This window comes from Acinetobacter sp. SCLZS86 (genome assembly GCF_021560715.1).
Classification (GTDB): domain Bacteria; phylum Pseudomonadota; class Gammaproteobacteria; order Pseudomonadales; family Moraxellaceae; genus Acinetobacter; species Acinetobacter towneri_A.
Map to the genome: position 1 here is coordinate 3,063,202 of NZ_CP090864.1, position 25,961 is coordinate 3,089,162.

Here is a 25,961-nt window from a genome sequence, read left to right on the forward strand (position 1 = left end):
TGGGGCTTTTTTCTATTTGTTTTTTGTCCTACTTTGAAATAAGTTTAGACCTGAAGAAATTTATTTTATGGAGCCACCAATTTAAGCAATCTGGCAGATTGACCATCTTCAATCACCCAAATATTGCCATCCTGTGCTTGAAGTACGCCACGAATCCGCTGACCCATCTCGATACGCTGTAACTCCCGAACAGGCTGTGCTTGCGTATCCACCACAATAATTGCTTTTGAAGATAAACCACCAAGAATCGCTTTATGCTTCCAATGTGGGAATACATCTCCCGTATAAAACATCAAACTTGAGGGAGAGATGACTGGCGTCCAATCCAGAACAGGGGCTGTAAATTCAGGACGAGTTGCATGGTCTGGAATGGGCAACCCATTATAATGATCACCATTCGACACCAGTGGATAGCCATAGTTTTCGCCCTTGACAATCAGATTCAACTCATCGCCACCTTTAGGTCCCATTTCTGCAACCCAAAGCTGCCCTGCGGGATCGAATGCCATGCCTAAAGGGTTGCGATGCCCCAAACTCCAGACTTGCTTGGCAATCTCTCCATGTGTTTGAAATGGATTGTCTAAAGGGGTTGTGCCATCTGCATTTAGACACAAAATTTTGCCTAAATTAGATTTTAAATCCTGAGCAGGTTCAAACTTTTGTCGCTCACCAGAACTTATCCACAATTTGCCATCTGCACCAAACTTTATACGATGCGCATAATGCCCCTGTCCCGATACTTTCGGCACTTGCTGCCAGATTCTTTGAATTTGGGTGAGTTTTGGCGTGGGTTTGGCATCTAATACAAGCTTGCCCCGAATCACGACTGCACCGTAACCACCCGCACCCGCTTCGGCATAACTTAAATAAATCTGCTGATTCTGTTTAAAGTCAGGATCTAAAATGACGTCACCCAAACCACCTTGTCCGCCATAGGCGACTTCAGGGATAGCTTGAACATCTAAGCTTTGACCTGTTTTTGGATCAAAAAGTTTTAATTTCCCCGCTTTTTCTGTAATTAATAGGCGTCCATCGGGTAATTCTGCCAATGCCCACGGCTCATTAAAATCTGCAATTGGCTGTATTTGATAGCGTTGTAAATTTTGTGCAGAAGTTGATTTTGACTCTAAAGCAGCCGTGTTCTGTTTCGGCTCAACTTGCGCATTACACCCTGTAGTTAAACCCAATACAACTAGACATATAAATCCATAGTATTGCCGATTTATCTTGAGCATCCTAATTGCTCCTCTATTCATTCAATCTTTGCTTGTGCTAATCAAGACATCATAATCAATGAAATGTACCTCGTGCACAGTAGAAATGTAGCGATACACACTTTCTTACTTAAATCTTCTACAAAATGAATAGGCAAAAAATTAAGGAGCAATGCTCCTTAATTTCAAAGTCCCAAAACACTAACGATCAATTAAATATAAGATCGGCTGGCTTTTTTAACCACGCTTGGCTCACTCACCACCTGTGATGTACTTTGTAAACGAATCAGTGCTACTGCAATTGCACCAATCACTGCAGGAATCGCCACCGCCAAAAAGTTCATTTTATGTGGTAAATCCATGCCCAAAAGTACGCCAATAATAATAGGGCCTACAATCGCACCGACACGCCCCACTGCAGAAGCACAGCCGATACCTGTAGAACGAATCGTAAGTGGATAATACTGAGCAACAAAGCTATACAATAAAATACTGCTGCCAATGGCAGAAGCACCTGCTAAGCCCACCAATAAATAAATCACAGGCTGTGGTGAATTAAAGCCTAGACCCACTAGAGAGAATGCGCCCAATAAAAACATGCCAATAATCACAGGTTTTAAGTGGAAACGGTCTGCTAAAATCCCGCCACTGATGGTTCCGATCACAGCACCAATGTTCATCGCCATTAAGAACATTAAACTGTTACCCAGCGAATAACCTGCTGCCATCATCAGTTTTGGCAACCAACTGCCCAAAGCATAAACCATCAACAAACACATAAAGAAGCAGCACCAAAACAGCAAAGTACTCATGCCACGGTTATTTTGAAATAAGGCTGCAATTGAGGCATCTGCGGTTTGTACTTCATTTAATACAAATTGTGTTTGTGGGCTGATATTTTCTTGTGGGCTAATTTGCTGGACGATGTGACGCGCTTTTTCATGTTGCTGTTTTTTCACCAAAAAAGTTAAAGATTCTGGTAAGAAAAACCACAATAAAGGCAAAATAAGTAACGGTAATCCCGCAATATAGAACATCACTTCCCAGCCAAAGCTAGGCGTCAACCATGCACCAAGTAAGGCTGCCATAATGCCGCCCACGGCATAGCCGCTGAACATGGTGGTAACTAAGGTACTACGCATTTTTTGTGGTGCATATTCAGAGGTTAAAGCCACGAGGTTAGGCAATACCCCGCCAATCCCTAAACCTGCAATAAAACGTAAAATACCAAACTCTGTTGGGTTGGATGCAAAGCCGCCCCAAAAAGTAAAGCCACTAAATAACGTCACACAAATTAATATGACATTTTTACGGCCAATTTTGTCTGCCAACATGCCAAACAGCATGGCGCCAAACATCATGCCTGCCAGTGCCGTACTCGCAAGCATACCTGCCTGTACAGCCGTCATATTCCATTCTTGCATCAGTAGTGGTAAAGCCACACCGTTAATCGCCAAATCATAACCGTCAAAAATAACGACAAATACGCACCAAAGTACAATTTTTAAATGAAAAGGTTTAAACTTAGCTTGATCCACTACAGCATTCACATTCATTGTTGTTGCTGTCATTTTTCCCTCACCTCCAATTGTGAGCTTTTTATTTTATAAAAAAATGAATGGTTATTCACTTTTGTATATAAAATGAATCAATATTCACTTTTTGTCTACAGCAAAAACTTAACTCTGGTTAATTTTCTTAAAAACCTAGACTAAAGTTGTAGATAAATTCGACCAAATAGACTTGCAGTAATTTATGATATTTTGATATATGCTATATTTTTCACATAATTTATTATTGTAAATATATTGTTTTAAACTTCTTTCTTCTACTTTTCTTCTTAATATTTTCCTTTCCGTATAAAAAAGCCCCCTTGACGTTTATGTCAAGGGGGCTTTGAATAATGAGCTGGCGATGACTTACTCTCACATGGGTAACCCCACACTACCATCAGCGCGAAGAGGTTTCACTTCTGAGTTCGGGAAGGGATCAGGTGGTTCACTCTTGCTATGGTCGCCAGCACAACTGTTTACGGAGACTTGCATTGGTCTTACTCACGACTGTGATGCACTGCGTTTTCCGAATCTGTAACAGATTGGGCTGTATTGGGTCTGAATTTTATTGTTTAGCGTTAACTAAATCAAGATCAGTCTGAATTGACTGATTGGATTTGAATCGATTGAGCATACAACGCCAACTGTTTGGGTGTTGTATAGTCAAGCCTCACGAGCAATTAGTATTGGTCAGCTTCACATATCGCTATGCTTCCACATCCAACCTATCAACGTCGTAGTCTTCAACGGCTCTTTAGGAGGCATAAAGCCTCGGGGAAATCTTATCTTGAGGTAGGCTTCCCGCTTAGATGCTTTCAGCGGTTATCCCTTCCGAACATAGCTACCCGGCGATGCGACTGGCGTCACAACCGGTACACCAGAGGTTCGTCCACTCTGGTCCTCTCGTACTAGGAGCAGATCCTCTCAAATTTCCAGCGCCCACGGTAGATAGGGACCGAACTGTCTCACGACGTTCTAAACCCAGCTCGCGTACCTCTTTAAATGGCGAACAGCCATACCCTTGGGACCTGCTTCAGCCCCAGGATGAGATGAGCCGACATCGAGGTGCCAAACACCGCCGTCGATATGAACTCTTGGGCGGTATCAGCCTGTTATCCCCAGAGTACCTTTTATCCGTTGAGCGATGGCCCTTCCATACAGAACCACCGGATCACTAAGACCTACTTTCGTACCTGCTCGACTTGTGGGTCTCGCAGTTAAGCGCGCTTTTGCCTTTATACTCTACGCGTGATTTCCGACCACGCTGAGCGCACCTTCGTACTCCTCCGTTACTCTTTAGGAGGAGACCGCCCCAGTCAAACTACCCACCAGACATGGTCCTCGTCCCGGATAACGGGACAGAGTTAGAACCTCAACATTACCAGGGTGGTATTTCAAGGACGGCTCCACTCGGACTAGCGTCCAAGTTTCAAAGCCTCCCACCTATCCTACACAAGTAAGGTCAAAGTTCAATGTCAAGCTGCAGTAAAGGTTCACGGGGTCTTTCCGTCTAGCCGCGGGTACACCGCATCTTCACGGCGAATTCGATTTCACTGAGCCTCTGCTGGAGACAGCGCCGCCATCATTATGCCATTCGTGCAGGTCGGAACTTACCCGACAAGGAATTTCGCTACCTTAGGACCGTTATAGTTACGGCCGCCGTTTACTGGGGCTTCGATCAAGAGCTTCGCTTACGCTAACCCCATCAATTAACCTTCCAGCACCGGGCAGGCATCACACCCTATACGTCCACTTTCGTGTTTGCAGAGTGCTATGTTTTTAATAAACAGTTGCAGCGGCCTGGTTTCTGAGGCTGTCGACAGCTCAAGGAGCGAGTCCTATCACCATCAACAGCGTACCTTCTCCCGAAGTTACGGTACCATTTTGCCTAGTTCCTTCAGCAGAGTTCTCTCAAGCGCTTTGGTCTACTCGACCTGACCACCTGTGTCGGTTTCGGGTACGATTCCAGTGTAACTGAAGCTTAGAGACTTTTCCTGGAAGCAGGGTATCAGCCACTTCACTGTACAAGTACAGCTTGCTATCAGATCTCAGCATAGAGCACCCCGGATTTGCCTAAGATGCATGCCTACTTCCTTTCACCTGGACAACCAACGCCAGGCTGACTTAACCTTCTCCGTCCTCTCATCGCATTACACTGAAGTATTGGAATATTAACCAATTTCCCATCGACTACGCCTCTCGGCCTCGCCTTAGGGGTCGACTCACCCAGCCCCGATTAACGTTGGACTGGAACCCTTGGTCTTTCAGCGAACGGGTTTTTCACCCGTTTTGTCGTTACTCACGTCAGCATTCGCACTTCTGATACCTCCAGCAGACTTCTCAATCCACCTTCTTCGGCTTACAGAACGCTCCCCTACCACGCATAATAAATTATGCATCCGCAGCTTCGGCACATAGTTTTAGCCCCGTTACATCTTCCGCGCAGGCCGACTCGACTAGTGAGCTATTACGCTTTCTTTAAAGGGTGGCTGCTTCTAAGCCAACCTCCTAGCTGTCTATGCCTTCCCACATCGTTTCCCACTTAACTATGATTTTGGGGCCTTAGCTGGCGGTCTGGATTGTTTTCCTCTTGACTACGGACGTTAGCACCCGCAGTCTGTCTCCCGGATAGTACTCATTGGTATTCGGAGTTTGCATCGGTTTGGTAAGTCGGGATGACCCCCTAGCCGAAACAGTGCTCTACCCCCAATGGTATTCGTCCGAGGCGCTACCTAAATAGCTTTCGGGGAGAACCAGCTATCACCGAGTTTGATTAGCCTTTCACCCCTATCCACAAGTCATCCCCTGGCTTTTCAACGACAGTGGGTTCGGTCCTCCAGTTAGTGTTACCCAACCTTCAACCTGCTCATGGATAGATCACCCGGTTTCGGGTCTATACCCAGCAACTAGACGCCCTATTAAGACTCGATTTCTCTACGGCTCCCCTATTCGGTTAACCTCGCTACTGAATATAAGTCGCTGACCCATTATACAAAAGGTACGCAGTCACCAAACAAGTTGGCTCCCACTGCTTGTATGCATGCGGTTTCAGGATCTATTTCACTCCCCTCACAGGGGTTCTTTTCGCCTTTCCCTCACGGTACTGGTTCACTATCGGTCAGTCAGGAGTATTTAGCCTTGGAGGATGGTCCCCCCATATTCAGACAAGGTTTCACGTGCCTCGCCCTACTCGTCATCATTATGTGTGCCCTTTCGTGTACAGGACTATCACCCACTATGGTTGCACTTCCCAGAGCATTCCACTAAAACACACATAACTTAATGGGCTTTTCCCCTTTCGCTCGCCGCTACTGAGGGAATCTCAATTGATTTCTTTTCCTACGGGTACTGAGATGTTTCACTTCCCCGCGTTCGCTTCGTATGACTATGTATTCATCATACGATACCTACCTTAAGGTAGGTGGGTTTCCCCATTCAGAAATCTCCGGATCAAAGGATATTTGCCGCCTCCCCGGAGCTTTTCGCAGGCTATCACGTCTTTCTTCGCCTCTGACTGCCAAGGCATCCACCACATGCACTTAATTACTTGACTATACAACCCCAAACAGTCGTTAACACTTACAAGTGAGTGTAACAACAGGCTTGCGCCCACAGTTTGTTGCTTTGTGCACTTAAGCACTGTACAGCTTCAATCTAAATTCATATACCAAAACGCTTGATTCAGTTAATTTGCTAGTTCTCATTTCAATTCGTAATTAAACCGTAACACCGAAGCATTACTGTCAATCTTGAATTAAATGAGTTGAACAATTTATTTCAGACTCAATTTTGCCAATCTGTTAATGAATTAATGCATCCTCGTCGGACTGCAGTAAATACTGTGATATTTAAATCACAGAACTTAATAAACCATCAAATCTAATCACTCGATTCTTTCGATCTTTTATTAAGTTCTGCAATCTTTAGCTTAAAGCTCCAGTATATGTGTGCCTGCGCACAGCATAGCTGTTTGCTTAAATTTCAAGGAAAAGCCTTAAAGCAGTGCTTTAAGTTTTCTAATCTTGAAATTTGGTGGAGACTAGGAGAGTCGAACTCCTGACCTCCTGCGTGCAAAGCAGGCGCTCTACCAACTAAGCTAAGTCCCCAGCTTATCATCTGTGATTCGATGTATCTTCTTCTGCATAATTGCTTCGTCAGTAGTGGTGGGTCTGACAAGACTTGAACTTGTGACCCCACGCTTATCAAGCGTGTGCTCTAACCAACTGAGCTACAGACCCTCAGATACATCAATGAAGAACAACTTGTTGTGGATTCTTACCAATCGTCAATCTTTCGTTAAGGAGGTGATCCAGCCGCAGGTTCCCCTACGGCTACCTTGTTACGACTTCACCCCAGTCATCGGCCACACCGTGGTAAGCGTCCTCCTTACGGTTAGACTACCTACTTCTGGTGCAACAAACTCCCATGGTGTGACGGGCGGTGTGTACAAGGCCCGGGAACGTATTCACCGCGGCATTCTGATCCGCGATTACTAGCGATTCCGACTTCACGCAGTCGAGTTGCAGACTGCGATCCGGACTACGATCGGCTTTTTGAGATTAGCATCACATCGCTGTGTAGCAACCCTTTGTACCGACCATTGTAGCACGTGTGTAGCCCTGGCCGTAAGGGCCATGATGACTTGACGTCGTCCCCGCCTTCCTCCAGTTTGTCACTGGCAGTATCCTTAAAGTTCCCATCCGAAATGCTGGCAAGTAAGGAAAAGGGTTGCGCTCGTTGCGGGACTTAACCCAACATCTCACGACACGAGCTGACGACAGCCATGCAGCACCTGTATGTAGATTCCCGAAGGCACCAATCCATCTCTGGAAAGTCTCTACTATGTCAAGGCCAGGTAAGGTTCTTCGCGTTGCATCGAATTAAACCACATGCTCCACCGCTTGTGCGGGCCCCCGTCAATTCATTTGAGTTTTAGTCTTGCGACCGTACTCCCCAGGCGGTCTACTTATCGCGTTAGCTGCGCCACTAAAGGATCAAATCCTCCAACGGCTAGTAGACATCGTTTACGGCATGGACTACCAGGGTATCTAATCCTGTTTGCTCCCCATGCTTTCGCACCTCAGTGTCAGTATTAGGCCAGATGGCTGCCTTCGCCATCGGTATTCCTCCAGATCTCTACGCATTTCACCGCTACACCTGGAATTCTACCATCCTCTCCCATACTCTAGCTAACCAGTATCGAATGCAATTCCCAAGTTAAGCTCGGGGATTTCACATTTGACTTAATTAACCACCTACGCGCGCTTTACGCCCAGTAAATCCGATTAACGCTCGCACCCTCTGTATTACCGCGGCTGCTGGCACAGAGTTAGCCGGTGCTTATTCTGTGGGTAACGTCCACTTAGCCCAGGTATTAACCAGGTAAGCCTCCTCCCCACTTAAAGTGCTTTACAACCAAAAGGCCTTCTTCACACACGCGGCATGGCTGGATCAGGGTTCCCCCCATTGTCCAATATTCCCCACTGCTGCCTCCCGTAGGAGTCTGGGCCGTGTCTCAGTCCCAGTGTGGCGGATCATCCTCTCAGACCCGCTACAGATCGTCGCCTTGGTAGGCCTTTACCCCACCAACTAGCTAATCCGACTTAGGCTCATCTATTAGCGCAAGGTCATAAAGATCCCCTGCTTTCTCCCGTAGGACGTATGCGGTATTAGCATCCCTTTCGGAATGTTGTCCCCCACTAATAGGCAGATTCCTAAGCATTACTCACCCGTCCGCCGCTAGCTCAGTTACCGAAGCAACCTCGCCCGCTCGACTTGCATGTGTTAAGCCTGCCGCCAGCGTTCAATCTGAGCCATGATCAAACTCTTCAGTTAAAATCATTTTGAAGTTTTAATCTAAACTTCCAAATCTGGCTCATCAATTTTCTGACTTAAATTCGCTCAAATAAACTTCGAGTAATTTAAACCAATCAATCAATGAAATATGTTCGATTAATCAATCAGTAAAAATCCACACAAGTTGTTCTTCATAATCTCTTAATGATCTTAATTTCTGCCTCGTCAGCAGAAATTTTAACGCAAAACACTTCTAACAACTTAACCCTGTAAGCTAAGTTCGTAGGCTGTTTCGCGTCGGGATGAGTGCATTATAGGGCAATTTCCTACACGTGCAAGCGCTTTTAACTGCTTGTTTTCACGAGTGTTGGATTTTTACGCACCATTTTGGTTCAAAAATACTCAAAAATCGCACTAACCCTATAATTTTAAATTAAAAATATGTTTTTCATATTTTTGTAATCTAAATCCGCTTATTTTGTTGGGGCAGTCTCTTTTACTTTCACACTGAGTATTTTTACCGCTTGTTTAGGTACATTCTGGTGCATGCCATAGTTTCCAGTGGGTACTTTCACAATTTTATCGACAACATCCATCCCTTTAGTGACTTGACCAAATACCGCATAACCTGCGTTACGTGGACTTCGATTTAAGAAATCGTTATCTACCACATTAATAAAGAATTGGCTGCTGGCAGAGTCAGGATGATTCATACGTGCCATCGCCAAGGTACCACGGGTATTTTTCAAACCATTGCTTGATTCATTACGAATGGTTGCTTTGGTTGGCTTTTCTTGCATATTGGCATCCATACCACCGCCTTGCACCATAAAGCCCGGGATGACACGATGGAAGATTGTACCGTTATAGAAGTTTGACTTAGCATAGTTTTCAAAATTCTTTGCAGAAATTGGGGCTTTATCATTAAACAGTTCGATTTCAATATTGCCCATGCTGGTTGTCATTTCTACCACAGTGTTGGCTGCCATCGCATTGAAACTGATAAGCATTGCTGCCATGGTAAACACACTTTGTTTTAACATTTGCTGACCAATCCATCTGTGTTGTATTTGCATTGCATCTATATTAATAAGATTATGCGAATAAATCAGTGGTTATTTTCTATCATGCTGGAAAACTTATGTAAAAAATAATTCTGATCAGATCCGACTATGTTCAGCACCTTGGCAACCTCAAGGTGAAGCCTATATTTTAAATTATTGGCTCAGCCCACAATTTTTAAAACAAGCTCTACCTTTTGGCTTGACACCTTCTTTTTTAGGACGTTTTGTTTAAGTCATGTGGGTGCGTTATCACGCTCGCCCTATTGGTGCTTATGGTGAGCTGCTGATTTTAGAATCATCCTTTATTTACGCAGCGTCGTTTATCTACTATTCCTAAAATTTTCGTTTCAACCGAGTCTTCTGTGCAACACGGACAACAACTTTAGGACATTCCTAAACAACTGGTAAGCTTTGATTGGGATATTCAAAATCGACAGATGAGTTGCAAAATACAACACGTAGATTTACAACTCGCCATTCAACTTAAAAAATGTAATAAGTTACACGGCTTTGATATTGATAGTCGTTACATCCCTGCTGCACTTTTAAAAATTTAGCAAATATGGCAAGGGAAATCTTATCAATTTAATCCTTCTTTTCGCGGCAGATTAATTCCACTCAAATACACATCTTGGCAATCGAATCCAAATTTGTTTCCTGATTTTAATCAGGCACGCTTCATCAACGGTTTTTAGGTGCCCGAGTTCGAACTAACTTTTCCTGAAGCCGAAATCTCTACTCTCGTTTAATTGTTCCACGTGAAACAGATTAACAAAACCAACCCAAGTTTTAACTACGTGGTCGATCCCAAAATTTTCTAAAATTTTTACACAATTCAATGCTGATTTTTTTGGCACGACGCGAAACAAAGGTCATACTAATAAAACCATGTGTTTGATCTAAATATTCTAAATATTTAACCGTGACAGCATTTTGACGCAATTTATGCGCATAAATTTCTGCTTCATCATGCAAAACATCATGTCCTGCTGTGACCACAAAAGCAGGTGCCAGTTTTTTCAATTTGCCAAAAGTTGGCGAAATGATTGGATCATCCAAAGCGACCTGATGCTGTGTGGCATAGTGCTGGGTGACAAAATCAATATCTTGTCCCGTCAATACTAAACCATCTTTATAAGCAAAGAATGAAGGATGGCGGCTCTTAAAATCCAAGGCTGGATAAATTAAAAATTGGGCGTTAGGTGCATAAGCTGATTGAGCACTACGCTGTGCAACTACCGCAGCAATATTGCCACCTGCGCTATCGCCTGCCACCGCTATGCGATTTTTTAAAATTTTCATTTCGCGACGATGTTGATATGCCCATGCCAAAGCATCTTCACAGACTTGAATAATCTGCTGTGGGCTGGCTTCAGGCGCGAGTGGATATTCAACACTCAACACTTGTGCATGGGCATGTACCGCCATTAAGCGACAAAATTCGTCATGGCTGTCTAAACCACCCACTACAAACCCACCACCATGATAAAACACGATTAAGGGTAGTTTTTTATGGGGTGCAGGATGATAATACCGTGCTGCGATATTGCCACTGGCCAAGTTTAAACGGATTTCTTCAACTCGTTTGACCGCAGTTGGAGTGCTCAGAATAGATTGCATTTGTCGATCAAATGCCTGTCTAGACTGCACAGGGTCAGCACCAATAAAACCTATTTTCCCTTGTTTTAATTGTGCTGCCATCATGCATTTAATAAATGGATCAAGGTCTGGGTAATGATACGGATAACCCAAGGCTTGAGCCAAAGTATGATGTACTCGACTTGGTAACTTATTTAATGCACGTGCAGCAGCACCTTGTCCTTTGTGCAATTTATTTTTGAGAGAAGTATTCAAAATTTGCATGCCTATTCCTTTTTATATATCTGCATAATTTACCTAAACGCTTCATAATTTCTTCATGATCAACAGCACAGTGACCATTTTGTTATACAAGTGCTTCAATCGTTATACACATACACATTAGCTATACGCTACCCTGCTTTTATGACATTGTCATTGACACTCTTGCTGTCTATGTTTGATGTTTCAGACAAATTCACCTAATTAGCTCAGGAGGCAGAGCATGACTAAAAAATTAATCTTACTTTCGTGCGCAACTGCCATTTTAGCCGTAGGTTGCGTGGTCGTGCCTGACGAAGGTTACTACGATGGCCGTTATGATCCTCGTTATGAACGTCGCCATGATTATGATGATCGACGTTATGACAATGATCGTCAGCGTTGGGAATATCAACAAGGTAAAAATCGGGTGGAATTAGAACGTCGTAAGCGTGAAATAGAGCGTCGTGAATGGGAACAAAAACGACAACAGCAATTACAGCAACAACGCTATGAACAAGAGCGAAAACGCTTAGCGGAACAACGTAAACGCTTAGCGGAACAGCAGCGTAAACGCTTATCGGAACAGCAGCGCAAACAACTAGAGCAAAAGCGTAAGCATCAACTTGAAGCTGAACAAAAAAAGCGTGAGGAAGCACGTAAACGCTGGCAAAAACAACGCGATGCTCAACAAAAGCGCTGGCAGGAAAACCGCAGAGACCGTGAACAAAGACGTGATCGTGATTGAGTCTTGCAGTAAAGCTAAACAAATGAGGTAAAAAAAGGGCTTATCCAGAAGTTAGATAAGCCCCGAAAACACATTTAACAATACACTAGAATCTACAGCGATAAAGCATCTATGCACAAAGAATAAGCAGTGTTAGGTTTTGTGTAAAATATATAATTACTCTCGATTAAGTTGTTTTAGCGATTAATCAACCAAAACTTAAAAACTCTAATCATACGCATGCACAATATAGTGAACAAACACCCAGTCGAATCCTGTTGATAAAACAGTGTTTTTAGCTATCTCCGTAATAAAAGCACTGGTTTAGCTGAATAATCAGCTCCCTATTACCATACTTTTTTAAACAAAAAAATATTATAAGTTTCAAAGTTTAATTTGCTTCATTCATCCGCCGACATCTTGATTCAAAATGTATTGTTTTGACCAAATTTCATGGCAATGAAAATTAATCTACTGGCACGCTTGAATTTTGCCTGCCCTGCCCCGATTTCTTAGCTAATTACGAACTTCTCAAACCATGGCAGTTCAGCAATAACGCAGTTTGCATTAGCACTGACGCCAAAGGACTGTACATGTTTAAAAACCCATTTAAACGGAGTAAATCAATGGCAACTGAGCAGAACGAGCAAACTCAAGACCTTGAGCAAGCGCAAACGGAACAACAAACAGCGCAAGATACTGAGCAAGCAGAAGTTTCCGTTGAGTCTTTACAAGAACAACTGAGCGAACTTGAAGAAAACCTAAAATTGGAAAAAGCACGTACTGCCAATGCAGTTTACGAAGCAGAAAAAACCAAAGAGCGTTTAGAACGTGAAGCAGATACCGCTAAAAAGTTTGCTTTAGAAAAGTTTGCTAAAGAATTGTTGGATTCTGTAGACAACCTTGAGCGTGCTATTGCCGCCAATGGTGATGAAAAAACGGCTTTGTCTGAAGGTGTGGAGCTGACCCTAAAATCCCTACTGACCACTTTAGAAAAGTTTGGTGTAGTGGTGATTGATACAGCCAATGGTTTCAATGCAGACCTGCATCAAGCTGTGGGGATTGATCCAAATGCAAAAGCCAATGAAATTGGCAACGTATTACAAAAAGGCTACACCTTACATGGTCGCTTACTACGCCCTGCAATGGTGATGGTTGGCGCTTAAGCCTTATAAAATCGAGAGTTGATAAAAAATTTTCATCCAAACAACTTGAAAAATTTTGATTGGCTCTCATATCGAATAACAAGTGAAAACATTGAAAAAGAATTTTTGAGGAAACATCCAAATGGCTAAAATTATTGGAATTGACTTAGGTACAACTAACTCATGTGTAGCGGTACTTGAAGGCGACAAAGTTAAAGTAATTGAAAACGCAGAAGGTGCACGTACAACTCCATCTATTATTGCTTACAAAGATGGCGAAATTCTTGTAGGTCAATCTGCAAAACGTCAGGCTGTAACTAACCCGAAAAACACATTATTCGCAATTAAGCGTTTGATTGGTCGTCGTTATGAAGACCAAGCGGTACAAAAAGACATTGGTCTTGTACCTTACAAAATCATCAAAGCAGACAATGGTGATGCTTGGGTTGAAGTGAATGACAAGAAACTTGCGCCACAGCAAATTTCTGCTGAAATTTTGAAAAAGATGAAAAAGACTGCCGAAGATTATTTGGGCGAAACAGTTACTGAAGCTGTTATTACTGTACCTGCGTACTTTAACGATGCGCAGCGTCAAGCAACCAAAGATGCGGGTAAAATTGCAGGCTTAGAAGTTAAACGTATCATCAACGAGCCAACTGCTGCTGCACTTGCATTTGGTATGGACAAGAAAGAAGGCGACCGTAAAGTTGCTGTATATGACTTGGGTGGTGGTACTTTTGACGTATCGATCATTGAAATTGCAGACCTTGATGGCGACCAACAAATTGAAGTGCTATCCACCAACGGTGATACCTTCCTTGGTGGTGAAGACTTTGACAATGCCTTGATCGAATACTTGGTTGAAGAGTTCAAAAAAGAGCAAAACTTCAACTTAAAACAAGATCCATTGGCACTACAACGTCTAAAAGAAGCAGCTGAGAAAGCAAAAATCGAGCTTTCTTCTTCTAACGCGACTGAAATTAACTTACCGTACATCACTGCAGATGCAACAGGTCCGAAGCACTTGGTAATGAACGTGACTCGTGCCAAACTTGAAGGTTTGGTTGCTGATTTAGTCGCTCGTACCATTGAGCCATGTAAAATTGCGCTACAAGATGCAGGACTTTCAACTTCTGACATCTCTGACGTAATTTTGGTGGGTGGTCAATCACGTATGCCACTTGTACAACAAAAAGTACAAGAATTCTTTGGTAAAGAGCCACGTAAAGACGTAAACCCAGATGAAGCTGTTGCGATTGGTGCAGCAATTCAGGGTGCGGTATTGTCTGGTGACAAAACTGACGTATTACTTTTAGACGTAACGCCATTAACTCTTGGTATTGAAACCATGGGCGGTGTGTTGACGCCAATCATTGAGAAAAACACGACGATTCCTGCGAAGAAATCTCAAGTGTTCTCAACAGCGGCAGACAACCAGCCTGCGGTAGACATTTCAGTTTACCAAGGTGAGCGTAAAATGGCTCAACAAAACAAATTGTTGGGTAACTTCCAATTAGGTGACATTCCACCTGCGCCACGCGGTGTGCCACAAATTGAAGTTTCGTTCGACATTAACGCTGACGGTATCTTGAAAGTGTCTGCTAAAGACAAGAGCACAGGCAAAGAACAATCAATTCAAATTAAAGCAAACTCTGGTTTGAGCGATGCCGAAATTGAAGCGATGATTAAAGATGCTGAAGCGAATGCTGAAGAAGATCGTAAGTTTGAAGAACTTGCAAAAGCACGTAACGAAGCGGATGCTTTAGTTTCTTCTGCTCAAAAAGCAGTCAAAGATCTTGGTGAACAAGTGACTGCTGATGAGAAAACTGCGATTGAAACTGCAGTCACTGAGCTTGAAGCGACAACCAAAGAAAATGATGTAGATGCAATCAAAGCGAAAACTGAAGCATTGCAAAACATCATCATGCCAATTACGCAACGTGCGTATGAAGCTGCACAAGGTCAAGGCGGTGCACAAGGTTTTGATCCGAATGCCTTTGGCGGTGACGCAGGTCAACAAAAAGCCGATGATGGCGTTGTAGATGCTGAATTCACAGAAGTCAAAGATGACAAAAAATAATTTGTCGCTTTAACGCACATCAGAAACCGCGCTGCAAGCAATTGCAGCGCGGTTTTTCTTTTCGATATCCATACACTGACTTCAAGATTTAAATGAAAGAGCACAGACAATTGGACGCTCAACCGAGTACAATAGATAAAATGATGCGCCAACCGCAAATCGATTGAGTTTCTGCCCTACTTTCGGCTACAGTAAGTCAAAAAAGGAAGTTGCTTGGCAATGCGTTTGTTTCTATTGGGTGCAATCATACTGTTTTCTATCTTGCTGATTTATCAAAATATTCAACATCCTAATACACGACACAATACTGCACTAGATCATTTAAAACATCCTTTAGATACTCGCTTACGTTATCGTATTGCTGAAGTCGATCCGCGTTTTGGCTTAAGCCATGCCGATTTACTACAACTGAGTCAGGAAGCCACCCATATTTGGAAACAAGGGACGGAACAAGATTATTTTGTATATGATCCAAATGCCAAGCTCGCCATTCACTTGATTTATGATCATCGTCAAGATGAATCAAACCAACGACAACAGCAACTTACAGTCATTCAACAACGCCAACAATACTGGAACAATCAAAACCAAAATGTTCAAGCACTAAAACAAGAAATTAAAGATAAAAATCAACAGCTTGATGCCAAAAAAATGCTATTTGAACAACAACTTGAACAATACAATCGTCAAGTACAGCAAATTAACCAAAGTGGTGGGCTACATCCTTCGCAACAGGAAGTTTTTGCAGCCAAAAAACAAGAAATCCAGCAACACATGTGGAGTTTAGAACACGAAATAGCGCAATTTAATCAGCAAATTAACCAGCTCAATCAACAAGTCGATGCCCTCAATCAACTTAATCAAGACATTGATGTATCCATCCAGCAATTTAATGCACGTTTTCAACCACGTTTATTTGATAAAGGCAACTTTGATGGTCAGGCCATTCGGATTTACGAGTTTCAATCTAAAGATGATTTACGCTTAACTTTGGCGCATGAATTCGGGCATGCTTTGGGTTTAGCACACCATAATGACCCTTATGCCTTAATGTATCCAATGCTAAAAGATCAGCAGTTACAGAATTTCCAACTGCGCCCTGCGGATCTCGATTTACTCCATGCACGGCATTAAGCAATTTGACAAACTGAAGTGACTAAAACACAATACTGCCCTCACCCTGTACGATAGTTGCATATCCCTTACACGCGCAAAGGCAGCAAATTTACTCATTTCATGTTATTGTGAAGGCTCTGTATAACCCTGAACGATCTGTGGAGATTCATGTGAGTTACTACCATATCCTGATTGAAGTAAATGACCACATCAGCACGATTGAACAAAGCCGTGATATCGAAATTTTTGATATTGTTGAGCTTCAACCTTGTCTCCACTCTATTTTATTGCCGTATTTGAATGAGCAAGTAATTGAACTTGAAGATGAAAATATTGAATACAAAGATATTTTGCATCTTGAGGTTAGACAGACCTTATTACCAATTGAACACCTGATTGAAGAAGAACAGCGTTTGCTGCCAAGTGATACTGATATCACCATTTCAGCTTATGAAATTTTTAATAACAAAGAATTAAGCCAAGATGTCACAACTGTGATTTTTGATTTACTTGAAGCAGTGAAAATTGAACCTTAAACACCTGTTTTAAGACAGAAATTAAAAAGGTCTGCATATTCGCAGACCTTTTTTATGCAATCGCAACCACTTATTGCATCATTTGTTTGGCCGATTCATTTCGAAACGCTCTTAAAATTTGCTGCCCTGCCCGACCTGTTGCAGCCAAACCGAGTCGCATCTGTTCCTGACGAATCGCTTGACGGGTTTTGTCGCCAATTAAACCATCCACTTCACCAATGTCATAACCACGACTTAACAAAAAGCGTTGAATTTCACGACGTTCTGCGCGGGATGTACCTGCATCATCGGTTGGCCAAGCGGTACGAAATGCAGACTGTCCCATTAAACGATCTGATAAATGCGCAATCGCTAAGGCATAACTTTCTGCTGCGTTATAGCTATAAATGGCATCGAAGTTTCTAAACACTAAGAATATAGGGCCATTCGCACCCGCAGGCGCCATCAAGCCTGCCTGACTACTATCCGATAAATTGCCCTGAATCAATGCCGAACCATCTGCGCGGGTCAACCCACGATTGACCCAACTACTGAGGGATTTTTTATTGCGTCGCCCTTCACCACTCAAAGACATGCCTGCGGGTACTTTGACTTCAAAACCCCACGGCTGCCCTGTTTGCCAGCCACGACGTTTTAAAAAGTTAGCGGTGGAAGCCAAAGCATCTGGAATACTAGACACCAAGTCACGGCGACCATCACCATCAAAATCGACCGCCAATTCATCATAGGTCGATGGCATAAATTGGGTATGCCCAAACGCTCCTGCCCATGAGCCTTTTAATTGTGATTCAGTGACATCACCACGTTGTAATAAACGCATGGTGGTAAAAAACTCACCACGGAAATAACTTTGACGGCGTCCTTCACAGCTCAAGGTTCCTAGCGCTTGTAATAATGGATATGATCCTGAAATCGCACCAAAGTTACTTTCTACACCCCAAACCGCCACTACAGTTTCTGCAGGTATGCCATAGGCTGCTGCAACACGATTAAGCACATCACGGTGCTGTGCCAATTTCTGCTGCCCCGCCTGCACGCGCTCATCATCCACCAAGCCTGAAAGGTAGTCCCAAATTGGCGTGGAAAATTCAGGTTGGTAATTTAAACGCTCGATGACTGAATAATCTGGACTAAGATTTTGAGTATAGCGATCATAACTGCTTCCACTCACCCCTTTGGCAATGGCTTGGCTGCGTAAATTGGCCAAACAACTTTGAAAATGGTTTTGTGGTTGAAAATTTGTAGATGTACTGACCGTTGGTGTTACGGTGACAGATTTTCCATTGATAATCAGTTCTGCTTGAACCTGAGTAGCTGCCATGGCAGCTGTCGCAAAAATCACAGCGAAACGATGCATAATACCCTTTGATGTGTTTTGAATTTAAATCTTGGCTTTACCATAACATCTTCAGCCATATAGATCAGATGAAAATCTGTAACTTTAAATTCATTTACACAGTTTTAAATTCATTTTCTCGTTTTAAATTTAAAATACTTATCCATAAGCACAACATCTCACATTTTTAAATTCAAAAACACAACACATAATAAGACTTTTAAATTTAAAAGTTTAAATTCAAACTAAACCAATCCAAGTTATCCACAAAACACGACATTCACTGCATATTTACGATGTATTACTTTGAATTTAAAAGTAGCTTTTTAAATTTAAAGATCAAAAGATCCGCTACTTTATTTAAATTCAAAACTGCAGATCTATCTTTAAATTCATATCTGATATTTAAATTCAAAGTTGAAGCAACGCTTTAAATTTAAAACGCGCTATTTGAATTTAAAGTTTTGAATTCATAATTATCATCTGTTTCCCATCAGACTTGTGCGCATTTTTATTTTAAGTATTGCTTTGCTACGGTGATAATCGCTTATTCAACCTGATCTATCTTAATCAACCTAAAATTGCAGCGTCAATCCAAGACAGATCAATGGTAGAACACCTTAAAAATAGACAGAATAAAAAACGTGAGCGCATAAAAAAGCGCTCATCACGATGAGCGCTTTGGCATCATTTTTAAATTTACAAGCTCATATCAGCACTGAGCGCCAATGGATTTGGCAAAATTTTTGCCAATTGGCGGCATAAATCTGTCAATTCAGCAGCATCATTCGGCATTAAAGTAATATGCCCAATTTTACGGCCTTCACGCTCAGTTTTATTGTACAAGTGCAAATGTGCGCCATTCAATGCCAACACATCTTCAGTTTTTGGATGCTGACCAATAATATTGACCATCACCGTTGGACGTACCACTTCAGTTGAGCCTAACGGTAAACCCGCTACAGCACGTATATGGTTTTCAAACTGCGAACACACTGCACCTTCAATAGACCAATGACCTGAGTTATGTACACGAGGTGCCATTTCATTGGCATACAAGCCCTTGTCGGTCACAAATAGCTCTAGCGTCAACACACCAACATAATTCAAGTGATTAAGTAGGCGAGTGATGTAGTCTTGCGCCACAGGCTGTAAGTCTGCGCTGTTTGGTGCAGGTACAATCGAGTGCGATAAAATACCGTTGTGATGATGGTTTTCTGCCAAGGGCCAAGTTTTAACTTCACCATTTTGACCACGCACCGCAATAATAGATACTTCACGTGAAAAAGTTACAAAACTTTCTGCAATCAAGCTGCCTGCAGGGCCAAGTTCCACCCATGCTTGTTCAATCTGATCGGCACTGCGCAAGACAAACTGACCTTTGCCATCATAGCCGCCTGTTGCGGTTTTGAGCACAATTGGCAGACCGAGTTCAGCGACAGCAGCCTGTAAACTTTCTAGCGAGTTGACCGCTTTATACGGCGCAACAGGAATCGCCAATTCATCAAATAAGCCTTTTTCCAGCAAGCGGTTTTGGGCAATTGCCAAAGCCTGACGTGGTGGATGCAAGTCTTTGTGCTTAATCAATACATCAACATCAGCCAACGGAGTATTTTCAAACTCAAGGCTGAATACATCGGCACTGTGTATAAAATCTTGTAGGCTATTTTCGCTTTTGCTGGCAAAAACCTGACCCAAGGTTGCCGCTGGGCAATCTGGACTGGCTTCAAAAAAGGTACATTGAATATTTAAGGGTAAAGCCGCTTGTGCCATCATGCGACCCAATTGACCGCCACCAAAAATACCGATGGTCTTATCCATAGTAATTGTCCCGCTTAAGCCTGACCTGGAATATTGTTGCTTGAAACTTTCTCAGTTTGCGCGGCACGGAAATTGGCAACATTTTGTGCAATCTCGGGACGGGTTAAACCTAAAATTTGGGCAGCCATAATTGCCGCATTGGTTGCTCCCGCAGGACCTATGGCCAATGTACCTACGGCAATCCCTGCAGGCATTTGTACAATCGAAAGTAATGAATCGACACCATTTAAAATTGAAGATTTCACTGGCACACCCAAAACAGGTAAATCAGTTTTGGCCGCACACATCCCTGGTAAGTGTGCGGCACCACCTGCACCTGCAATAATCACCTGAATGCCTCGATCACGCGCTTGTTCAGCATATTCAAATAAGCGATCTGGGGTACGGTGTGCAGAAACAACTTCCGCTTCAAATGGGACACCAAGCTGCTTCAGCATATTGGCAGTGTGTTCGAGAGTTGCCCAATCCGATTGAGAACCCATGATAATTCCAACGAGAGGAGCGTCTTGTGCAGCGGCCGCGTTCATTACAGATATTCCAGAAACGAAATTAAGGAAAGAGAAATTCAGGCGAGAAAGCCAAGCTTGAATAAGAACTCCACATTATAGACTGATTTTTCGACTTGTTAAAATTGAACACGGCGACTCAAGCGACTTTTTTGATTATTTTTATCAGGTTATTTTCTAATAATTAACCACAGGCTCACACCATTGCAGCTACGCGAGCTGTTTAAGCCATGCAAAAGCACCATTTTAAGGTGCACGAAACACAAAATACACGCAACCACATAAACATAAAGCTGCCCATAAATAATCCAGTTTAAAAGGTTGCTTAAATAGAAAAATCATAAACGGTACAAACACCAATAAAGTCACAACTTCTTGGGTAATTTTCATTTGACCAACTGCCCAGCCATGCTGCGACAGCAAACGGGTAGCTGGAATCATCAAACTGTATTCAAACAGGGCGATCACCCAACTGAATAAAATTGCCTGCCACAGCGGCGCATCATGCGGTAAAAACTTGAGATGACCATACCACGCCAAGGTCATAAAACAGTTTGCAATCACCAAAAGTAAAAGTGCTGAAGACATTGTGTCGTACTATCTTAAAAATTCAGCTTTATTTTACGAGCTATTTGCCATGAATAATGTAAGAGCAGTAATTTTTTACATCGATTGGCGCAAATTCAGCACTGAAAAATCTCTGAAATGAGATACAAGAATCACTATCTTTTCGCCAAAACCCTTGCTATCGTTGCTTCAAATCAAGTTAATTACGACAACAGCACAAAAATACGTGATGTGTCTATAAAAGCAGTGGAGTAAGGCGGAATGCATCTGCATATTTTGGGTATTTGTGGCACATTTATGGGCTCTTTGGCACTTTTGGCCCGCGATTTAGGACATACCGTCACAGGTTCAGACCAAAACGTCTATCCACCAATGTCGACTCAACTGGAAAATGCAGGCATTACCTTAATGCAGGGTTATGACCGCAGCCATTTACAGCCGCATCCAGATTTGGTGATTGTGGGCAATGCCATGAAACGTGGAATAGACGCGGTTGAATATATGCTGAATGCAGGTTTACCGTATATTTCTGGTCCACAATTTTTGGCCGATCATGTCTTGCAAGGCAAGCACGTACTGGGCGTTGCAGGTACGCATGGCAAAACCACCACCACCACCATGTTGGCGTGGGTCTTGGATCAGGCAGGCTTGGAACCAGGCTTTTTAATTGGTGGCGTTCCTTTAGGCTTTAGTGAAAGTGCACGTTTGGGTGCAGGCAAGTATTTCTGTGTCGAAGCCGATGAATACGACTCTGCATTTTTTGATAAACGCTCTAAGTTCGTACATTACCACCCTAAAACCGCCATTTTAAATAACCTTGAATTTGACCATGCCGATATTTTTGATGATTTGGCCGCAATTCAAAAACAATTCCATCATTTGGTGCGTACCATCCCAAGTGAAGGGCGCATCATTGCCCCAATTACAGAAACCCATATTGATGAAGTGTTAGAAATGGGTTGCTGGACACCTGTACTACGTACTTCACTCAATGCAGATTCACAAGCGGAACTGTATGCAGAACAACTTGCAGCAGATGGCTCACATTTTAAAGTCCTGAAAAATGGTGTGCTTCAAGGTGAAGTGCGCTGGAATATGACCGGACAGCACAGTGTCGCCAATGCCTTAGCAACCATCGCCGCAGCAGAGCATGTTGGGGTTGCAATTGAAACTGCATGTACTGCACTGTCCAATTTTGGTGGGGTGAAACGCCGTATGGAGTTATTAGGCACCATACGCGGCATTGAAGTCTATGATGACTTTGCCCACCATCCAACCGCAATTGAAACTACACTGGACGGTGCACGTAAGCGTTTGGGTGAACGTAAGCTTTGGGCGATTATTGAACCACGTTCCAACACCATGCGCATGGGCAGTCATAAAGAGGGCTTGGCAGATTCAGCACGTTTGGCCGATGCTGTAATTTGGTATCAACCCGAAGGTTTAGACTGGGATTTACAGCCTGTCGTTGCAGCTGCTCGTAATCATGCAGTGGTGGCCAATACGTTGGACGAAATCATTCAAAACATCGTTAGCCAAGCAGGTGAGGGTGATGCTGTGGTCATTATGTCAAATGGTGGTTTTGGTGGGTTACATCAAAAACTCATTCAGGCTTTGCAACACACGGCTTAAAGTCGCTTAAACTGATTTAAAACTCTTTCAAAAAAAATCCCCTGTTTTTAGCAAAAATTAGGGGGTTTCTATATTAATTATAAACTTATATATTATAATTATTAAAAACAACAATACTGCTCATGAACTTGTCATCTTGACCTGTTACTTTAAAAAGATTACATCCTGCGAGCATGACGGTTGCTACAGGTTGGCTGCTGGATGTCTTTCATCATTATTACTAAGAAGGATGGTCACAATGTCAAAAACAATGAAAGCCATGGTCTACCACGGCGCCAATGATATTCGTTTTGAAGAACGCCCACGTCCAGAAATTTTACAACCAACAGATGCCGTGATTCGTCTCACCAAAACTACCATTTGCGGTACTGACTTAGGTATTTGGAAAGGTAAAAACCCAGAAATTCAAGACACTGCAGTTGCCAAGACAGGGCTATTTGATGGCCGTATTTTAGGTCACGAAGGTATCGGGATTGTTGAAGAAGTCGATTCGGCAGTCAAAAATTTCAAAAAAGGCGACAAGGTGATTATTTCTTGTGTCAGCCGTTGTAGTACATGTGAAAACTGTCTAAAACACCTCTATGCACACTGCCAAAATGAAGGCGGATAGATCATGGGATATAAGATTGATGGTACTCATGCTGAATATGTCCGTACTCCATTTGCAGACACTTCTTTATATTTGCTGCCTGAAGGTTTAAATGAAGAAGTTGCGGTTTTCTTGTCTGATGTATTGCCAACTTCACATGAAATTGGTGTGCAATACGGCAATGTTAAACCTGGTGATACCATTGCAATTGTGGGTACAGGTCCAATTGGCATGGGTTGTCTGCTTACCGCACAGTTCTATTCTCCTGCACAAATTATTGCAGTTGATATGGATGATAACCGCTTGGCGATGGCAAAAGAATTGGGGGCAACCCATACTATTAACTCTGCCAAAGAAGATGCTGTACAACGTATTTTAGAGATTACAGGTGGTCGTGGAGTAGACTGCGCCATGGAAGCTATAGGTGCCGAAACAACTTGGAATATTTGCCAAAATGTCGTCAAAGAGGGCGGACATATTGCCAATGTGGGCGTACATGGCAAGTCGGTAAATTTTGAGTTAAACAAACTCTGGATTAAAATCCTGACCATCACCACGGGTTAGGTGAATGCCAATACGACAGCCATGCTGCTAAAAACCTGCTGTTCAGGCAAATTGCCTTTAGAAAAACTGGCAACGCACCATTTTAAATTCTCTGAATTTGAAAAAGCCTATGATATGTTTAAACATACTTCTGATGAAAAAGCCCTGAAAGTGATAATTAATGACAAATAATCTTGACTTTATGCATGATAAAAAAGCCATCTGCATGCTGTAGATTGGCTTTTTAACATTTAAACCGTTTTCAATAGATAGAGGCAAATGACCCTAATGCCCTACAAACTAAATTCAGAAAAAGTTTGAATAACCTCTATTTTTATAACCCCGTTGAGATTTTTCAGGCAAGATGGTTTGTTCTAAATCCAAAAGTAAAGCTAAAAATTGCTGTACCGTCTTTTCATCCAAACGATGTGGTAGAAAAACATCAAAGCCGAGCTTTTTAAATAAACTCGAAATTTGACTATGTCTATGCACATATTTCATAGACCATTCTGAAAAATGGACATGCTCAAGTATTTGGTCAGGGAAGCGAAAGACATCACGGTGGCGCGGGTCCTGTTGAATACGCTCAAATAATTGCTCGAGCTGCTGTTGTTCACCTTCTAAACATTGAAAAAAATGACCCTCAGCATAATAAAGTACCCCATTAATGTGTTGTGCAGCATTAAATTGACGAGCTGTTGCCAAAATATCACTGATTTCTTGGAGTAAATCATTTTGATGCTCCGCTCGGGTACTCGCGTAACACAACCTGATTAACATATCACACTCTTGTTAATGTAAAAGTAGTCATGAAATTAAGATAATAGACTCAAATAATCACTCATTATTTTGTGGTTTTGATTATTTTTTAATCAATTGTAATTTATGACTGACAATTCAACCGTACGTTTACCACTATGGTGTATGTGTAGCATCTTTTAACATACATTGCATTGAAAGTACGGTTTAGGTTTAGTTTGGAGAAAGTCATGCTCAAAGACGTGCTTACCACATCATTTTTATTAATTGTTTATTTTTGCATGCTGATTGGCTTTCACCGTTTAGGTCTGAATGAAGAAACAAATATACTCATTTCATCTTTTGTATTAGGGCTAAGTTTAAAGCAGTGGGTGAGCTCATTTTTTTTCCACTGGTTTTGTATTGCGCTTATCAGTGGTTTATGTATTGCACTGAATGATTCGGTGATGCTCAAATTCTTCTTATTCAGCATGCTGATTGGAGTGTATGCAATACCTTACCTTTTGATCTACTTTAAAAAAGTGTTTGTAGAAAAACAGGTCAGTTCAACCATAGCGATTAAAAAATAATTTTTTTAAGCCACAACATCGGCATATTGTGTATCCGTTTCAAATGCCGTCTTAACATAAGAGCAAACAGGCACAATTTTTAGCTGCTTTTCACGTGCAAAGGCGACCAAAATATCTAATAGTTGACGGGCAACCCCTTGACCACGTAATGTCGAATCGACCAAAGTGTGATCTGCTAAAATAGTGTGATCATCTTGATATTGATAAGTAATTTCAGCGATATGCCGACCATCTCGCTCAATAAAAAACTCGCCACCACGTGGGCTTTGTTGATGTTGAATTTGCATAAGTCCACCTATCAAACTAAATCTATTTTTTTAATTTGCCACAATCTTGACGAAGTATTGTGCTGAATTTGTACAATACAAATTAAAGTGATTTACCGTGAAATAAATTGCACAACTTTTAAAATTATGTAATGCTTTGCGCAGATTTAGGCAACGTCCTAATCCCAAATTATGTTGAACAAGGGGAGTAGCCTCCTCCAAGCGTTAAAATATAATTTTAACGTGTCAGCGTTTCGTCATTACACTTTGCAAAAAGTCGGACGCTGAGCATAGTGACATACT

General features: G+C 42.3%; 19 protein-coding genes, 2 tRNA genes and 3 rRNA genes. 9 read left to right on the forward strand and 15 right to left on the reverse strand.

Going from position 1 to position 25,961, the window contains the following annotated elements:
* Positions 1-65: 65 nt before the first annotated feature.
* The 9 genes from LZP46_RS14700 to LZP46_RS14745 form a co-directional block, all read right to left on the reverse strand.
* Positions 66-1,235, reverse strand: a complete 1,170-nt coding sequence (locus LZP46_RS14700) for a PQQ-dependent sugar dehydrogenase (protein WP_179991239.1) — start codon at positions 1,233-1,235, stop codon at positions 66-68.
* Between the two features lie 191 nt (positions 1,236-1,426).
* Entirely contained in the window at positions 1,427-2,785 is a 1,359-nt protein-coding gene (locus tag LZP46_RS14705) for an MFS transporter (RefSeq protein ID WP_178319202.1), read from the reverse strand.
* 335 nt (positions 2,786-3,120) lie between these two features.
* Positions 3,121-3,235 (reverse strand): 5S ribosomal RNA (gene rrf, locus LZP46_RS14710).
* A 191-nt stretch (positions 3,236-3,426) separates the two neighbouring features.
* Positions 3,427-6,320: ribosomal RNA gene (locus LZP46_RS14715) — 23S ribosomal RNA — on the reverse strand.
* Between the two features lie 477 nt (positions 6,321-6,797).
* Positions 6,798-6,873: transfer RNA gene (locus tag LZP46_RS14720), tRNA-Ala, on the reverse strand.
* Positions 6,874-6,928: 55 nt separating this feature from the next.
* Positions 6,929-7,005: transfer RNA gene (locus LZP46_RS14725), tRNA-Ile, on the reverse strand.
* A 59-nt stretch (positions 7,006-7,064) separates the two neighbouring features.
* Positions 7,065-8,602 (reverse strand): 16S ribosomal RNA (locus LZP46_RS14730).
* The 16S, 23S and 5S rRNA genes sit together here with 2 tRNA genes alongside, the layout of an rRNA operon.
* A 434-nt stretch (positions 8,603-9,036) precedes the next feature.
* The gene (locus LZP46_RS14735; RefSeq protein ID WP_329608983.1) at positions 9,037-9,606 is read right to left on the reverse strand and encodes a peptidylprolyl isomerase; all 570 of its coding nucleotides are present in this window, start codon (positions 9,604-9,606) and stop codon (positions 9,037-9,039) included.
* An 810-nt stretch (positions 9,607-10,416) separates the two neighbouring features.
* Positions 10,417-11,490, reverse strand: a complete 1,074-nt coding sequence (locus tag LZP46_RS14745; RefSeq protein ID WP_236094271.1) for an alpha/beta hydrolase — start codon at positions 11,488-11,490, stop codon at positions 10,417-10,419.
* Positions 11,491-11,710: 220 nt separating this feature from the next.
* Between LZP46_RS14745 and LZP46_RS14750 the strand changes: the two genes are divergently transcribed.
* The 5 genes from LZP46_RS14750 (at position 11,711) to LZP46_RS14770 (ending at position 17,070) form a co-directional block, all read left to right on the forward strand.
* Positions 11,711-12,214, forward strand: coding sequence for a hypothetical protein (locus LZP46_RS14750; protein ID WP_236094272.1), 504 nt, complete (start codon positions 11,711-11,713; stop codon positions 12,212-12,214).
* Between the two features lie 605 nt (positions 12,215-12,819).
* The gene (grpE, locus tag LZP46_RS14755) at positions 12,820-13,359 is read left to right on the forward strand and encodes a nucleotide exchange factor GrpE (protein WP_034606942.1); all 540 of its coding nucleotides are present in this window, start codon (positions 12,820-12,822) and stop codon (positions 13,357-13,359) included.
* 121 nt (positions 13,360-13,480) lie between these two features.
* Positions 13,481-15,418 (forward strand): molecular chaperone DnaK, encoded by a 1,938-nt coding sequence (gene dnaK, locus LZP46_RS14760; RefSeq protein WP_019836805.1) that lies wholly within the window; start codon positions 13,481-13,483, stop codon positions 15,416-15,418.
* A 219-nt stretch (positions 15,419-15,637) separates the two neighbouring features.
* Positions 15,638-16,552, forward strand: a complete 915-nt coding sequence (locus tag LZP46_RS14765; RefSeq protein WP_236094273.1) for a matrixin family metalloprotease — start codon at positions 15,638-15,640, stop codon at positions 16,550-16,552.
* A gap of 140 nt (positions 16,553-16,692) precedes the next feature.
* Positions 16,693-17,070 (forward strand): hypothetical protein, encoded by a 378-nt coding sequence (locus LZP46_RS14770; protein WP_178319451.1) that lies wholly within the window; start codon positions 16,693-16,695, stop codon positions 17,068-17,070.
* A 70-nt stretch (positions 17,071-17,140) separates the two neighbouring features.
* Here LZP46_RS14770 and LZP46_RS14775 read toward each other — a convergent pair whose 3' ends face one another.
* From LZP46_RS14775 to LZP46_RS14790, 4 genes are all read right to left on the reverse strand, one after another.
* On the reverse strand, positions 17,141-18,427 hold the full coding sequence (locus LZP46_RS14775; protein ID WP_236094274.1) for a lytic murein transglycosylase: 1,287 nt from the start codon (positions 18,425-18,427) through the stop codon (positions 17,141-17,143).
* A gap of 678 nt (positions 18,428-19,105) precedes the next feature.
* The gene (locus LZP46_RS14780; RefSeq protein ID WP_236094275.1) at positions 19,106-20,227 is read right to left on the reverse strand and encodes a 5-(carboxyamino)imidazole ribonucleotide synthase; all 1,122 of its coding nucleotides are present in this window, start codon (positions 20,225-20,227) and stop codon (positions 19,106-19,108) included.
* A 14-nt stretch (positions 20,228-20,241) separates the two neighbouring features.
* Positions 20,242-20,754 (reverse strand): 5-(carboxyamino)imidazole ribonucleotide mutase, encoded by a 513-nt coding sequence (gene purE / locus LZP46_RS14785; RefSeq protein WP_019836195.1) that lies wholly within the window; start codon positions 20,752-20,754, stop codon positions 20,242-20,244.
* Positions 20,755-20,979: 225 nt separating this feature from the next.
* Positions 20,980-21,321, reverse strand: a complete 342-nt coding sequence (locus LZP46_RS14790) for a DMT family protein (RefSeq protein ID WP_236094276.1) — start codon at positions 21,319-21,321, stop codon at positions 20,980-20,982.
* Positions 21,322-21,561: 240 nt separating this feature from the next.
* On the opposite strand from LZP46_RS14790, the gene mpl reads away from it, so the two are divergent.
* From mpl to LZP46_RS16375, 3 genes are all read left to right on the forward strand, one after another.
* Positions 21,562-22,932 carry a UDP-N-acetylmuramate:L-alanyl-gamma-D-glutamyl-meso-diaminopimelate ligase gene (gene mpl / locus LZP46_RS14795; protein ID WP_236094277.1) on the forward strand — a complete coding sequence of 457 codons (1,371 nt, stop codon included), beginning with the start codon at positions 21,562-21,564 and terminating at the stop codon, positions 22,930-22,932.
* A 238-nt stretch (positions 22,933-23,170) separates the two neighbouring features.
* Positions 23,171-23,542 (forward strand): alcohol dehydrogenase catalytic domain-containing protein, encoded by a 372-nt coding sequence (locus LZP46_RS16370; RefSeq protein WP_329608984.1) that lies wholly within the window; start codon positions 23,171-23,173, stop codon positions 23,540-23,542.
* Between the two features lie 3 nt (positions 23,543-23,545).
* A complete protein-coding gene (locus LZP46_RS16375) occupies positions 23,546-24,085 on the forward strand; it encodes a zinc-binding dehydrogenase (protein WP_329608985.1) in 540 nt (179 codons plus the stop codon).
* Between the two features lie 285 nt (positions 24,086-24,370).
* Here LZP46_RS16375 and LZP46_RS14805 read toward each other — a convergent pair whose 3' ends face one another.
* Positions 24,371-24,844 (reverse strand): BLUF domain-containing protein, encoded by a 474-nt coding sequence (locus LZP46_RS14805; RefSeq protein ID WP_104852788.1) that lies wholly within the window; start codon positions 24,842-24,844, stop codon positions 24,371-24,373.
* Positions 24,845-25,053: 209 nt separating this feature from the next.
* On the opposite strand from LZP46_RS14805, the gene LZP46_RS14810 reads away from it, so the two are divergent.
* Complete coding sequence (locus tag LZP46_RS14810) at positions 25,054-25,392, forward strand: hypothetical protein (RefSeq protein WP_236094278.1); 339 nt, start codon at positions 25,054-25,056, stop codon at positions 25,390-25,392.
* Between the two features lie 5 nt (positions 25,393-25,397).
* Here LZP46_RS14810 and LZP46_RS14815 read toward each other — a convergent pair whose 3' ends face one another.
* Positions 25,398-25,679, reverse strand: a complete 282-nt coding sequence (locus LZP46_RS14815; protein ID WP_236094279.1) for a GNAT family N-acetyltransferase — start codon at positions 25,677-25,679, stop codon at positions 25,398-25,400.
* Positions 25,680-25,961 lie beyond the last annotated feature (282 nt).